This is a genomic window from Patescibacteria group bacterium, assembly GCA_041662965.1.
Taxonomy (GTDB): Bacteria; Patescibacteriota; Patescibacteriia; order Patescibacteriales; family GWC2-42-12; genus JACPHD01.
Genome location: JBAZRI010000001.1, coordinates 180,700 through 195,227 on the forward strand (window position 1 = coordinate 180,700; position 14,528 = coordinate 195,227).

General features: G+C 41.5%; 12 protein-coding genes. 11 read left to right on the forward strand and 1 reads right to left on the reverse strand.

The annotated features are described in order from the left end of the window. Window positions 1–112: 112 nt before the first annotated feature. Window positions 113–1,834: a GspE/PulE family protein gene (locus WC639_00700; protein MFA6306314.1), complete on the reverse strand. Its 1,722-nt coding sequence runs from the start codon at window positions 1,832–1,834 to the stop codon at window positions 113–115. A 139-nt stretch (window positions 1,835–1,973) separates the two neighbouring features. Between WC639_00700 and WC639_00705 the strand changes: the two genes are divergently transcribed. From WC639_00705 to mrdA, 11 genes are all read left to right on the forward strand, one after another. Further along, window positions 1,974–2,387 carry a hypothetical protein gene (locus WC639_00705; GenBank protein MFA6306315.1) on the forward strand — a complete coding sequence of 138 codons (414 nt, stop codon included), beginning with the start codon at window positions 1,974–1,976 and terminating at the stop codon, window positions 2,385–2,387. 13 nt (window positions 2,388–2,400) lie between these two features. Continuing rightward, window positions 2,401–3,450: a phospho-N-acetylmuramoyl-pentapeptide-transferase gene (gene mraY, locus WC639_00710; protein MFA6306316.1), complete on the forward strand. Its 1,050-nt coding sequence runs from the start codon at window positions 2,401–2,403 to the stop codon at window positions 3,448–3,450. Between the two features lie 56 nt (window positions 3,451–3,506). Then, the gene (gene ftsW / locus WC639_00715; protein MFA6306317.1) at window positions 3,507–4,640 is read left to right on the forward strand and encodes a putative lipid II flippase FtsW; all 1,134 of its coding nucleotides are present in this window, start codon (window positions 3,507–3,509) and stop codon (window positions 4,638–4,640) included. 206 nt (window positions 4,641–4,846) lie between these two features. Then, window positions 4,847–5,413 (forward strand): Type 1 glutamine amidotransferase-like domain-containing protein, encoded by a 567-nt coding sequence (locus WC639_00720; GenBank protein ID MFA6306318.1) that lies wholly within the window; start codon window positions 4,847–4,849, stop codon window positions 5,411–5,413. 18 nt (window positions 5,414–5,431) lie between these two features. Then, window positions 5,432–6,553 (forward strand): undecaprenyldiphospho-muramoylpentapeptide beta-N-acetylglucosaminyltransferase, encoded by a 1,122-nt coding sequence (murG, locus tag WC639_00725; GenBank protein MFA6306319.1) that lies wholly within the window; start codon window positions 5,432–5,434, stop codon window positions 6,551–6,553. Between the two features lie 143 nt (window positions 6,554–6,696). Next, window positions 6,697–7,980, forward strand: a complete 1,284-nt coding sequence (locus WC639_00730; protein ID MFA6306320.1) for an amidohydrolase — start codon at window positions 6,697–6,699, stop codon at window positions 7,978–7,980. 4 nt (window positions 7,981–7,984) lie between these two features. Next, window positions 7,985–9,460, forward strand: coding sequence for a UDP-N-acetylmuramate--L-alanine ligase (gene murC / locus WC639_00735; GenBank protein ID MFA6306321.1), 1,476 nt, complete (start codon window positions 7,985–7,987; stop codon window positions 9,458–9,460). Between the two features lie 82 nt (window positions 9,461–9,542). After that, entirely contained in the window at window positions 9,543–11,336 is a 1,794-nt protein-coding gene (locus WC639_00740; protein ID MFA6306322.1) for an ABC transporter ATP-binding protein, read from the forward strand. 152 nt (window positions 11,337–11,488) lie between these two features. After that, window positions 11,489–11,752 carry a hypothetical protein gene (locus WC639_00745; GenBank protein MFA6306323.1) on the forward strand — a complete coding sequence of 88 codons (264 nt, stop codon included), beginning with the start codon at window positions 11,489–11,491 and terminating at the stop codon, window positions 11,750–11,752. Window positions 11,753–11,965: 213 nt separating this feature from the next. After that, entirely contained in the window at window positions 11,966–12,496 is a 531-nt protein-coding gene (locus WC639_00750) for a hypothetical protein (GenBank protein MFA6306324.1), read from the forward strand. A 46-nt stretch (window positions 12,497–12,542) separates the two neighbouring features. Beyond that, on the forward strand, window positions 12,543–14,492 hold the full coding sequence (gene mrdA, locus WC639_00755; GenBank protein MFA6306325.1) for a penicillin-binding protein 2: 1,950 nt from the start codon (window positions 12,543–12,545) through the stop codon (window positions 14,490–14,492). Window positions 14,493–14,528: the final 36 nt, after the last annotated feature.

Below are 14,528 nucleotides of genomic sequence, written 5' to 3' on the forward strand. Positions count from 1 at the left end.
CCGGCAGGCAGGTTTGCTCGCTATAAAATTTTATTCGATACATTATATTTTTTGAAAATATTATTTATCCCCGGAGGGGGAAAACCTTTTTCTAAAAAAGGTTTTAAAGTCTTTATTCTTTAGTTACTCTCATAATTTCTTCAATCGTGGTAATGCCGTTTTTGGCTTTAATAAATCCGTCCTCAATGATAGTAAGCATATTTTGCTTTTCCGCTTGTTTTTTAAGCTCGGACGGCGAAGCTTTTCTTAAAATCAATTCCGACATTTCCTTGGTGACTTCTAAAACTTCGTAGATGCCAAGCCGGCCCTTATAGCCGGAGTTGGAGCATTGTTTGCAGCCTTTGCCCCGATAAAACAGCAAAGCTTCTATGCCTTGCTTGGCGTTAACAATAATTTTCTTTTCTTCAAGCGTCCGCATGATATTTTCCAGATCAAGCTGCTGCTTTAATTCAATTACGGTTTGCTTATCTAATTTAAAGCTTTGGATGCAATTGGGACAGATTTTTCTGACTAATCTTTGGGCGATTATGATGTTAGTGGTTGAAGCCACTAAAAAGGCCGGTATGCCCATGTCGGAGAGGCGGGGCAGGGTGGTTACGGCGTCGTTAGTATGCAAAGTTGACAGCACTAAATGGCCGGTCATGGCGGCATGGATGGCGATTTCGGCGGTTTCCTGGTCGCGGATTTCTCCGACCATAATAATATTCGGGTCTTGCCTTAAAAAAGCTCTTAAACCGGCGGCGAAAGTATAGCCGATTTTCGGGTTGACTTGGGATTGGTTGACGCGCGGCATGCGGTATTCAATCGGATCTTCAATAGTCATAATATTGACTTCCGGCGTGTTTAAAATATTCATGACCGTGTAAAGCGTTGTGGTTTTTCCCGAACCGGTAGGCCCGGTTACTAAAATCATGCCATGCGGCTTGGCAATATTCCTTTTGACAGATTCTAAAGCTGAAGGCTGAAGCCCTAATTGCTCTAAAGTTAAAACTTGGGCTTTTTCGCTTAAGAGGCGCATGACGATTTTTTCTCCGTCAAAAGTCGGAATAATAGAAACTCTGAAAGAAACTTTATATTCTTTGGCGCTTATTTTAAAGCGACCGTCTTGCGGCAAGCGATGTTCGTCAACTTTTAAGTTAGCCAATATTTTTATGCGGGCGATAATTCCCGGCTGGACGTTTTTCGGCAAGGTCATGACCGTTCTTAAAATGCCATCAACGCGGTAGCGCGCTATGATATCTTTTTCTTCCGGCTCAATATGAATATCCGACGCGCCTTCGAAAATCGCGTATTCCAAGAGCGTATCAACGATTCTGACAATCGGCAGATTTTCCGCTAATTTTTTAAGATTTTCATCGCTGTCGTTTATTTTGGTATCGGCCAATTCTTTGAATTCGGCCTTTAAGCTTTTATGGTATTGCTTTACGGTTTCCTTAAGGCTTTCCGGGGTGGTTAAATAAATAACCGGCTTTAAATTGGTTTTTTTTCTGATAAATTCAAAAATTTCAATATTTTCCGGGTCTAAAGTGGCAATTTTTATTTCTTTATCATCAGAGGCGAAAGCGATTATTTGATGAGTCGCAGCGATAGGCTCCGGGATGCTGAATAAAACATCTTTTCTGATAATCTGGTCTTTTAAATTGATAAAAGGCACTTTAAAGTAGTTGGCCGCGTCTTCATATAAAGAGCTGGCGGTTGTTATCTTTTTTTCAATTAAATAATTTTCCAGAGTTTTGCCGTATTTTTCCGCTTCCGCGGAAAATTTTTCAAATTCTTCCGGCGGCATGATATCGGATTTTTCCAGTATTTTTTTTAGTTGTTGGTTTGACAGCATGTAATTATTTAAAAAGGTTAAGTAGCGCAATCAAAGAAGATTTAGTCTAATCATATTATAACATAAAATTATAAATTAAGTAAACAATAGTCCGGGATAAGGGATTTATTTTTAAGCAAAAGTATGTTAAGTTAAATATATGGCGATTGACGGCCAGAAAATACTGAATTATATATATTTTAGCCGCGAAAAATTGGCCCAAGCAGTTTTTGGCCTGGTTAGTTTTATGTTTGTCAAAATATATCTGCTGTTTCTGCTGGCTTTAAATATTATTAACTGGCTGCTGGCTTTTTATGTTAATAATAATGTAAGCCAAAATTTAGTGGTTTTACATTATAATGTGAATTTGGGCGTAAATTTAATCGGCGACGCTAAAGATATTTATATTATTCCGACTTTAGGGCTGGCTTTTATCATTATTAATTTTATATTGCTTTTAAATATTTTTAGAAAAAATAATTTTTTAATTCATTTATTGCTGGGGTTTTCTCTGCTGATTAACTTATTTTTAATCGCCGGCACTTTGGCTATTTATTCAGTTAATTTCAGATAAAACAATAAAAATTATGTTTGACTTTTATATTATCAAAGTTTTGCTTTTAACCGCCTTGGCTTTTGTGGTTGCTATTTTTTGGACGCCTTTACTGACTCATTATTTGTATAAATATAATCTGGGCAAGAAAATTAGAGCCAACGGCTCGACGCCGATTTATTCTAAAATGCATGCCCATAAAGACGGCACGCCGACCATGGGCGGCATTTTAATTTGGCTGACGGTTTTAATTCTGGCGCTGATGTTTTATTATCTGCCGAAAATTTTTTCCGCGGATATTTTCAGCTATCTTAATTTTCTGTCCCGCAAGGAGACGCTCTTGCCTTTAGGCGCTTTGGTAGCGACGGCCTTAATCGGCTTGGTTGATGATTGGCTGGACGTTAGGGGTAAAGGCATTCTGGGCGGCGGCGGTTTGAAAGTAAGGCATCGCTTATTGATTTACACCATTATCGCTTGCTTTGGCGCTTTATGGTTTTATTTTAAATTGGGCTGGGACGTTTTTCATGTGCCGTTTCTCGGCGATTATCAAATGGGCTGGCCGTATATGCTGATTTTTATTTTTGTTTTAGTGGCTACGGCTTTTTCGGTTAATGAAACCGACGGCCTTGATGGTTTGGCCGGCGGCGTTTTGCTTTTTTGTTTCGCCGCTTTCGGCGTGATTGCTTTTTCTACCGGTAAATATGATTTAGCCGCTTTTTGCGGCGTGATCGTCGGCGCTTTATTGGCTTTTTTATGGTTTAACATCAACCCGGCCAGATTTTATATGGGCGATACCGGCGCCATGAGTTTAGGCATTACTTTAGGCGTCATCGCCATGCTGACTAATTCGGCCTTGATTTTGCCGGTTATCGGCTTGGTTTTCGTTATAGAATCTTTTTCCGTCATCATCCAGCAATTATCCAAGAAAATCAGAGGAAAAAAAATCTTTATTTCTTCGCCGATTCATCATCATCTGGAAGCCATCGGCTGGAGCGAGCCTAAAATCGTTATGCGCTTCTGGGTGATCGCCGGCGTCAGCGCGGCCATGGGGCTGGTGGTATTTTTATTGGACAAGACAATGTAAAAATATACAACATGATGGTTGAGCTAAATTTATAAAATTTAGCTCAACCAATTATTATGAATTCATTAATAAGCCTATTAAATAAATTAATTAATTACAAAGGCGAGCATGAATCAGACAGGCCGCTTGTTTTTATAGTCGGCGCCATAGTTATTTTCGGCCTGATTATGCTTTCCAGCGCTTCATCGGTTATGGCTTACAGCGCCCATCAGGACAGCTATTATTTTTTTAAGCATCAGCTCTTCGGCCTGGTTTTGGGCTTGGCGGCCGCTTGGTTTTTTTCGCGCGTTGATTATCAGCTTTGGCGCAAATACGCTTTATGGATGTTAATCGCTTCTATCGGCCTTTTGCTTTTGGTTTTTATTCCCGGCCTGGCCGGCACCTGGGGTACGTCTCGGAGCTGGATTAATGTTTTCGGTTTTTCCTTGCAGCCCGCTGAATTCGTTAAAATAACTTTTCTTTTATATTTGGCGGCCTGGCTGGAGGGCCGGAAAAAACAGTTGGCCGAGGTGTCGCGCGGCATCGGGCCGTTTGTGGTTATTTTGGGGGTTATCGCAATGCTCATGATATTACAGCCGGATATGGGCACTTTAACTATTATCGCTTTAGCCTCGCTGGCGGTTTATTTTATCGGCGGCGGCAGTATCAAACATTTGATAGTTTTAATTTTGCTGGGGCTCTTAGCTTTAATTATCATGGTAAACGTTTATCCTTATCAGGCCAATCGGTTTAAGTGCCTTTTAGATCCGTCTTTTTCCAAAGAGGAAATTTGTTATCAGGTCAATCAATCTTTAATCGCCGTTGGTTCCGGTGGTTTTTGGGGGCGGGGATTAGGCGCTTCCAGACAGAAATTTTTTTATTTGCCGCAGGCGCAAAACGACGCTATTTTTCCGATTATCAGCGAAGAAATCGGTTTTGTTTTTTCCGTAGGCTTGATTTTATTATATTTGGCTTTATTTTTTAGGGGTGTGGTTATCGCTAAAAAAGCGCCGGATGATTTCGGTAAGATTTTAGCCATCGGCATAGTCAGCTGGATTGTTATGCAGGCCTTGATAAATATTGGCGGCATGGTTAATATTATGCCCATGACCGGTGTGCCTTTGCCTATGGTAAGCTACGGCGGTTCGGCCATGCTTGTGGCCCTGGCTTCGGTCGGCATATTGATTAATATCAGCAAGCAGACGAGGTAGGTGTTTGTCAAAGGGTTGATGCTCAGTTTGAGAAAAATTATTTTTTCAGCTTAGACGAAATTTGGGCTTCCTGCGGTCGCTACAATTTCGTATGCGCGATAAAAATAATTTTTCTCAAACTGAGCGAGGCAATCTCGTTATTTGTCATTCCCGCGTAGGCGGGAATCCAGGGGTTAGACGCAATAATGCTGATTTATTAATTTTATATGACAAAATATATTTTGCATGGCGGGGCCGCTAAGAAAGATACCATAGCTAATAAAAATTTTTTCTTTGAAATAGCTAATAATTTGCCGGATTCTAATAATATTCTTATCGTTTGTTATGCCAAAGAAAAAGACAGTTGGCAGGAAGAGTTAGGAAAAGACAGACATAGGTTTTTCTCCGCCGCGCCGCAAAAGGCTTTTGATTTAATTTTAGCCGATGAAAATGCGAGCGTTTTTATTGAACAAATAAAACAGGCTGACGCAATTTATATGTGCGGCGGTAACACAAGTATTTTAAAAAAATATTTAGAGAAAATATCAAATTTAGAAAATTTATGGAAAGATAAAATTGTAGCCGGTTCATCGGCCGGCGCGTTGGTTTTGGCAAAATATTATTATGAAAACGACGATGACGCTTATGATAAAGGTCTAGGCATTCTGCCGCTAAAAATTATTTGCCATTACACGGAAGAACTAGCGGATAAACTTGAGCGATTAAAAAGGTATGGCGGAAAATTTGAAGTGCGGGTTATTCCCGAAGAAAAGTTTTTGATTATTGAGAGATAAATACTCGGTTTATATTTTATGAATAATATAAATAAAAAAATTTATAAAATTTTATTAACCGGCGGTGGGACCGGCGGGTCGGTGGCGCCGCTTTTGGCCGTGGTGGAGGAGTTGAAAAATCAAGACGTCGGACGTCTTGAAAGACGTCCGACGTCTGGGGATTTTGAATTTTTCTGGCTGGGTACGAAATTCGGTCCGGAACGTGAGATGGTGGAAAAGGCTGGTATTAAGTTTAAGGCGATAAGCGGCGGAAAATGGCGCAGATATTTTTCTTTGAAAAATTTAGTTGATATTATTAAAATTAAACTGGGTTTTTTTCAGGCGTTATTCATCATGCTGAAATCACGGCCGGATTTGGTAATGAGCGCCGGCAGTTTTATTAGTGTGCCCGTGATCTGGGCGGCTTGGCTCCTCGGCGTGCCGGTTTTAATCCATCAGCAAGACATAATTCCCGGCTTGGCCAATAAGCTGATGGCGCCGTTTGCTAAAGCTATAACCGTAACTTTTGAAAAATCTTTAGCCGATTACGGGAAAAAAGCGGTGTGGATCGGCAATCCGACTAGAAAAAATTTTCAATTTTCCCTGCACAAGGCAGGACAAGCAATTTTCAATTTTCAATTAAATGCTAATTTGCCTGTTGTATTAATTGTGGGTGGCGGAACTGGAGCGGAAGCAATTAATAATCTAGCGTTCGAAAGCCTAGATGAATTTACGAAGTTTTGCCAGATTATTCACATAACAGGCAAAGACAAGGGGGTATTGAATGATAATATTGCGAATTACAAAAAATACGAATTTCTTGACGCCGAAAAAATGGCGGGCGTACTGAATGCGGCGGATTTGGTGGTGACGCGCGCCGGGCTGGGGTTTTTATCCGAGTTGTCTTATTTAGGCAAGCCGTCTATAATTATTCCCATGCCGGATTCGCATCAGGAAGCCAACGCCGAGTTTTTTAAAAGTAAAAAAGCCGCGATTGTGGTTGATCAGAAATATTTAACCGCCGAAAGCTTTACCCACATGATAAAAGATCTGCTGTCTGATGAAAAATTGCGCGGCCGGCTGGCGGTAAACATGAAAAACGCCATGAAACAAGGGGCGAGCGAGGAAATGGTAAAAATTATTAAAAGTTTGTTTAAATAAAAATTAATTGTCATTGCGAGGAGTCTCGTACTCGAGACGACGCGGCAATCTTTGGTTAAGTTCCGAGTACGTGAGATTGCCTGCCTACCGGTAGGCAGGCTTCGCTCCCTCCGGTCGCTCGCAATGACAAACTGTAGTAGTTTATGAAAAATTGCGATTTAATTATCAAAGGAAAATATATTCTGCCCATGGATGATAAATTATCCGTCATAAAAGACGGTTTTGTTGCCGTGTCAAAAAATAAAATATCGGCCGTGGGCGCGGTTGCGGAAATGAAAGATTTTAAGACCAAAGAAATAATTGACGCCGGCAATTCCATTATCATGCCCGGCTTGATAAATACCCATACGCACGCGGCCATGACTTATTTTCGCGGGCTGGCCGACGATTTGCCTTTGGATATTTGGTTGAATAAGCATATTTGGCCGGCCGAGGCTAAATATGTTAACGCTGAATTCGTCAAACAGGCCGGCGAGCTGGCTTGCTTGGAAATGCTGAAAGCCGGCGTGACAAGCTATAATGATATGTATTTTTTCGGCCAAGCCATGGCCGAGCCGGCCGAGAAGTCTAACCTAAGAGCTTTAATCGGTATTACAGGAATAGATTTTAAAGATCCTGATAGCGCCCTGGAAGAAGCGGTCAAGCTATCAAAGCAATATAAAAATAACGAATTTATAAAAATTGTTTTGGCGCCGCACGCCATTTATACTTGCTCAAAAGATAATTTATTAAAAATTAAAGCCGCGGCCGAAGCGGAAAATCTGCGCGTTCATATTCATGTCAGCGAAACTAAAAAAGAAGTTGACGATTGCCTGAAAAATAACGGTAAATCGCCGGTTGAATATTTAGACGAGCTGGGCCTGCTGTCGGAAAAATTAATCGCCGCGCACAGCGTTTGGCTTTCGGGCAGTGATTTGGAAATTTATAAAAACCGGGGAGTAAAAGTCGCGCATTGCCCGATCAGCAATATGAAATTAGCCTCGGGCGCGGCTCCGCTTAAGCGGATGCTGGAAATGGGAATAACCGTCGGTCTGGGCACGGACGGCGCGGCCAGCAACAACACTTTAGATTTATTTTCCGATATGCGCGCTTGCGCCTTACTGCATAAAGTAAATAATTACGACCCGACGGCGGTCAGCGCTAAAGAAGTGATTAAAATGGCGACTATTGATGGAGCTAAAGTATTAGGCAGGGAAAAAGAAATCGGTTCGCTGGAAATCGGAAAAAAAGCCGATATAATCACGATAAATTTAAATAAGCCGCATCTAACGCCGATTTATGATCCATATTCGCATTTGGTTTATTGCGTTAATGGCGAGGATGTGGAGAATGTGGTTGTAAATGGAAAAGTTATTATGGAAAATAGGGAAGTTAAGACGTTGGATGAAGAAAAAATATTAAAGCAGGCGGGGGAGTTTAAAATATAAGAGTATGGATTTTTCTAAAATCAAAAAAATTTATATGATCGGGGTTAAGGGCGTGGGCATGACTATGCTCGGGCAGTTTTTGGCCGCTTCGGCGCGCCATAGCCTTGGCGAAGGCGGTCGCATAAAAATCAGCGGTTCGGACGGGCCGGAAAAATATATGACTGACGCGGTTTTAGCCAAAGCCGGCATAAAAGTCATTGAGCATTTTGACGCCTTGAATATTCCTCGCGCTGCCGACCTGATAATTTATTCAACCGCCTATAACGCGGAAACCAACGTTGAGGTGGCCGCCGCCTTCGCTAAAGCTTCGGCGGCCAAGGCGGCAGTGAAGGTGTTAACTTATGCTCAAGCCTTGGGTGAAATATTCAACCAGAAATACGGCATCGCCGTGGTGGGTTCGCACGGTAAAACCACGACCACGGCCTGGCTGGGCTATGTTATGAAAATGGCCGAGCTTCTACCAAACGTCATGGTGGGCGCGCGAGTGCCGCAGTTTGACGGCTGTTCTTTAATCGGCGGCTCTGATTATTTGGTTATAGAAGCCGATGAATATCAAAACAAGCTGGCCAATTATCAGCCTAAAGCCGTAATTTTAAATAATATTGACTACGATCATCCGGATTTTTTTCCCACGCCCGAAGATTATGAAAACGTTTTCATTGAATTCATAAAAAAAATTCCGGGCAAAGGATTTTTAGTGGCGAATTTTGACGACCCGATAATCAGAAAAACCGCTCAAGTGAATTGCAAAGGCAAGGTTATAACCTACGCGATCAACGAAGCGGCCGATTACGTGGCCTATGACATTAAAAATAACAACGGCCAACAGTATTTTAAAGTAAAATTGGGTGTTGAAGCTATTGATGACGACGGCGATGAAATAAGCGCCGAGGAGCTAGGCGATTTTTCTATCCAGCTCGCCGGCCGGCATAATATTTTAAACGCTTTGGCCGTAATCGCTACCTGCGTGGAATTAAATGTGGAGCTATTCAAAATCAGAAAATATCTGGAAGAATTTACCGGCACGGCCAGGCGAATGCAGGTCTTAGGCGAATTTAAGGGCGCAGTCGTAGTGGACGACTACGCTCATCATCCGACGGAAATAAAAGCCACCGTAGAGGCGGTGCGGCAGAAATACGGCGATAGAAATTTAATCGTGGTTTTTCACCCGCATACTTTTAGCCGCACCAAGGCTCTATTCAATGATTTTGCTGAAAGTTTCAGCGGCGTTGATGAATTGATTATTATAGATATCTATGGTTCGGCGCGCGAGCGGCAAGGCGGGGCGCACAGCCGGGATTTAGTGGAAAAAATAAAAAGCAATAATCAGCTAGCCGGCGTTAAGCAGGCGGTAAAATATATTTCAACATTGGCGGAATGCGAAAAATATTTGCGCGGCCGGATTGAGAGAGGTGATGTCGTAGCGCTAATGGGCGCCGGCGATATATTCAGGATAGGGGAAAATTTAGTGAAAGAATAAAACTCAATCTGTCTGTAATATTTTTTCTAATTTTACGTATTATTTATAAAGAGGTATATTATATTCCTGTTTTTTTATATTTATGACCGATGCGGAATTAAAGCTAAAATTAAATAAAAAGTCGATTAATATGCGCCAATTCTGGTTAAGATTATGGCAATTAATCGCGGCTTCGCATAAGCAAATTATTAATTTGTTTGTTTTGATAATATTTTTTGAGCTGTCAAAATTCATCGGGCCGTATTTCTTAAAGCGGATTATAGATCTAATTACCGATTTTAAGCCCGAGCATATAAAAGATATTCTGATTTTTATCGGCTTGATTTTAGTTTCCGATTTTGTCGTTTATACGATTGATTATTTCGCCGACAAAAAAATATTCAGAATTATCGTTGATGTGGAAAAATATTTATCGGTTAACGCCCAGAAAAAAATGGTGGCTTTGGGCTTAAGCTACCATGAAAAAGAGAATACCGGCAATAAAATTTTTAAAATCCAAAGAGGCATAGATAAAATAACCGATCTTTTAGGCAACTTTTTTTGGGACGTCGGGCCGACGATAATCCAGACCATATTCACGGCCGCGATATTATTTATTATGGATTGGCGCTTCGGCTTGGTGTTTATTTTTTTTACCCCGATTTTTATCTTGCTGACTTCCAGCCTGAACAAAAAAATATCTCCTTGGCGCCGCTTGCGCCATGACATGTATGAAGACGCCGCCGGGAAAATGGCTCAGACGATCATTAATATCAATACGGTAAAATCTTTCGTCCAGGAAAACCGCGAGGTCAGGGAATTCAAGGAAATAAAAGAAGAAACCAAGAAAGTCGCTTTATTGGAATTTTTTAAATTGTTGAAATATAATTATTTCAGAAGCTCGGTTATAACCGGCGGCCGGATTTTTATTCTGCTCCTGGGCGTTTATTTGGTTTGGACCGGCGGCCTTACTATCGGCAGCCTGGTTTTTATAATTACGATTTCGGAAAAAGCTTTGATTTCTTTGTTCAGAATCTCCCGGCTGTATGACCGGATTATGGATTCAAGCGAAGCTATTAATCGCCTGTATAAACTGGAAAATCAGGGCCTGGATATTATTAATCCGGCTGCGGGCTTAAAAGTGAAAAGCTTAAGCGGCCAGATTGAGTTTAAAAATGTGAGGTTTGTTTATAAAGATAGCAGCGTTAAGGCGCTTAATAAAGTGAATTTTCAGATAAATTCCGGCTGCACTACGGCTTTAGTCGGCCCGTCCGGCGGCGGGAAAACCACGGTGGCGCGCCTGATTTACCGCCATTATGATCCGACGGAAGGAAAAATTTTGCTTGATGGCAAGGATTTGAAAGATTATGATTTGTATAGTTTTAGGAGATTCCTAGCCATCGTGCCCCAGGAAGTGGAAATTTTCAATACCAGCATTAAAGATAATATTTCTTACGCTAATAAGGGCGTAAGCTTCGCGGAAATTAAAGCGGCGGCTAAAATCGCCAACGCCGAGGAATATATCAATAAATTAAAGCAAGGCTATGATACTATAGTCGGCGAGCGCGGCGTTAAGCTTTCCGGCGGGCAAAGGCAGAGGCTCGGCATCGCCCGGGCGATTTTAGCCAATCCGAAAATTTTGATTTTTGATGAAGCCACTTCTAATCTTGATTCATCAAGCGAAAAATTAATTCAAGAAGCCTTGGGAAAAATCAGTAAAGACCGGACGGTGGTTATAATCGCCCATCGCCTAAGCACGATTAAGCGGGCTGACAAAATTATTGTCCTGGAAGACGGAAAAGTGGCCGAGCAGGGCAGCCATTATGAATTATCTAAAATGCAAAGCGGCTTATATAATAAATTATTAAATCTTCAGCGCGTCGGCGATATAAAATAGCGGCGCTTGACAAATTTAATAAATTAAGGTATATTAGAATGTTTTAAGTAGAGAGTGTTTTTTCAATCTTTGAAAGGGGGTGGTCTTTAAAAATAGATGTGTGGTGATAGCAGAATTAAACAAAACAATTAAAAAACAAAAAGGGGTGAAAAATGAACGAAAGCGAAGTCGATGTAAGATTCGGGAGAAGTCCCGACGGTAGAGGCGTAGTTATATTTTTAGACGAAAAAACTCCGCCTGAAAAAATGAAAGAATTTATTAAAACCTGTGAAGGGATAATTAATGTCGAAACAGTTAATACTCCTCTCGGGATAGGAGTCGCAGGGAAAAATCCACAGATATTATATTATGAAATCGGCGAGTTTATGGCCGATGGTTGCGTTGAAAGAATCAGCAAGCCTGTGGAAATTCTCTAGTACGCACTATGGCAATTAGATAAAAGCGCCTTAAAAAATAGGCCAGTAAAAATTTTATCTAAATGCCATAGAACAACGGCCAAACTTTTTTCGGAGTTTTACCCGCTAAGGGTGAGGCCAAGAGGACAAGCAAACATCGCTTGTCCTTCTTTTTTTACGCGCATGGCTTTTTTATGGTTTTTTTGTTAAGATATATTAAAATATCTTATCAATATGGCGATAAAAATAATTACCAATATTATATTAATAATCAGCCTGGGAATCGTGCAGATTTCTTTGATTAGCGGTTTGCCCGGCCTGGCCGGCAGTTTAAATCTGGCCCTGGTGGTTTTAATTTTCATTTTAGGTTTTTCCGGTTTTAATTTTACTGCCTGGTGGGCGGTCGGCCTGGGATTTTTATTTGAAGTTTTTTCCTTCTTGCCCTTTGGCGCTTATCTTATTAGCTTAAGCCTGACGGTCGTTATTGCCAATTGGCTGTTAAATTATTCTCTGACTAACCGTTCGCTCTATTCATTTTTGGCTCTAGCCGCTTTGGCAACCGTTATCTATGAATTGGCAATTAATTCTTTCGTTTTAATTTTCGCGGAGGCAAGCTCGTCCGCTTTGGTGACGCAAAGCAATTTTTGGCTTTCGCTCCTGGAAAAAATCGGCCTGAATCTTTTATTCACTTTTATTATTTATTATATAATTTATTTTTTAGGCAGAAGTTTAAGCCCGGTGTTTTTAGTTCGTCCTGTTAAATAGCTTCGCTCCGGCAAGGCCGGATTTAACGGGGTAAAAAAATATTAACATGGCTTCCATATTTAGAAGACAATATAAAAAAAGCCACCCTTTTACCATAAAAGAAGGAGATGTTAAGCTTGGTAAATTAAACAGAGGTTCGGCCGAGGACTGGCTGGAGCAGACTTCAAGCACCGAAGAAACTATCGGCAAAAATTTTAACATCAATAAAATTTTTAAAATAAATTTGGCTTTGCTTTTTTTCATCGGCGTTATTTTAAGCCGCGCCGCCTGGCTGCAGGTAGTTAAGGGAAGCTACTATTATGAATTGGCCGAAGGCAACCGCATCAGGGTTGAAAGGCTGGAAGCTAAAAGGGGCGTGATTTATGACCGCGCTTATCGGCCGCTGGTTAGGAATTCGGCTAATTTTTTATTGTATTTCGTGCCGGCTGATTTGCCTAAAGACGGTTTGGCGCGCCAAGCCATTATTCAAAGAGTCAGCGAAAATTTAGCCGATTTACAGCCCGAGGATATTTTAAATTTGCTGTCCGGAATTAAACCGGGTTCGCTTGAATCATATCAGCCGCTGTTTATCGCCGATAACATTGATTATGATAAAGCCATGGCGCTTTATCTGGAGTCCGATAAGATGCCCGGAGTGGTTATAACCAATAAAACCAGGCGGGAATATAATTTATACAGCTTGTCGCTATCCCATATTTTAGGCTATACGGGGAAAATTAATGATAAAGAGTTGGCAAAATTCGGCTCGGAATATCTGCCGATTGATTATATCGGAAAATCAGGCATAGAAAATTTTTGGGAAAATGAAATGAAAGGCGCTAACGGCAAAAAACAAATTGAAGTTGACGCCTTAGGCAAAGAAAAAAAGATTATTAATCAGGAAGCCGGAGAAGACGGGCATAATTTGGTTTTATCGATTGATATAACTTTGCAGAAAAAATTAGAAGAAGCGGTTATAGCCGCTCTGCAAAAAGTTCATCTTAATAAGGCTTGCGCCATCGCTTTGGATCCGAATAACGGCGAAATTTTAGCCATGGTGAGCTTTCCTTCATACAATAATAATGACTTTGCCCGCGGCCTGACACAGGCGGAATATGACAAAATCGCCAATCATCCGGACAAGCCTTTTATTAATCGCTGTATTTCCGGAGAATATCCGTCCGGCTCGGTTATTAAGCCGGTCATCGCGGCCGCGGCGCTTGAAGAAAATATTATCAATGAAAATACCAGCTTTTTAAGTACGGGCGGCATAAGAATCGGCCAGTGGTTTTTTCCTGACTGGAAAGCCGGCGGGCACGGCACCACCAATGTTAAACGGGCGTTAGCCGAATCAATTAATACTTTTTTTTATTATATCGGCGGCGGTTATCAGGATTTTAAAGGCCTTGGCTTAGAACGCATGGTAAAATACGAAAAATTATTCGGGCTGGACGCGCAAACCGGAGTTGATCTGCCGGGTGAAGCCGGCGGATTTTTACCGACCGCGGAATGGAAAAAAGAAACCAAAGGCGAAGTTTGGTATATCGGCGATACTTATCATCTCTCAATCGGCCAGGGAGATACTTTAGTCACGCCCTTGCAGGTCGCGGATTATACGGCCGTGTTCGCCAACGGCGGCTCTTTGTATCGGCCGCATTTAATCAAGCAGGTATTAAACAGCCAAGATCAATTAATCGGTGAAGTTGATAATAAGCCGATTAAAGCCAATATTGTAAGCTCTAAAAATATAAATATTATTAGGGAAGGCATGAGGCAGACGGTTACGGCCGGCAGCGCGCGCAGTTTGCAATCAGTGCCGGTAGCCGTAGCCGGAAAAACCGGCACGGCGCAGTGGTCAAGCACCAAGCCGACCCATGCCTGGTTTACCGGCTTCGCGCCTTACGATAAGCCGGAAATAGTCATAACTATTTTAATTGAGCAGGGGGGCGAAGGTTCAAGCGTAGCCGTGCCCATCGCTAATGAAGTTTTAACTTGGTATTTTAATCAAAAGAAATAGCTACGTTAAGGCTGGAAAAAATTATTTTTTCTGCTT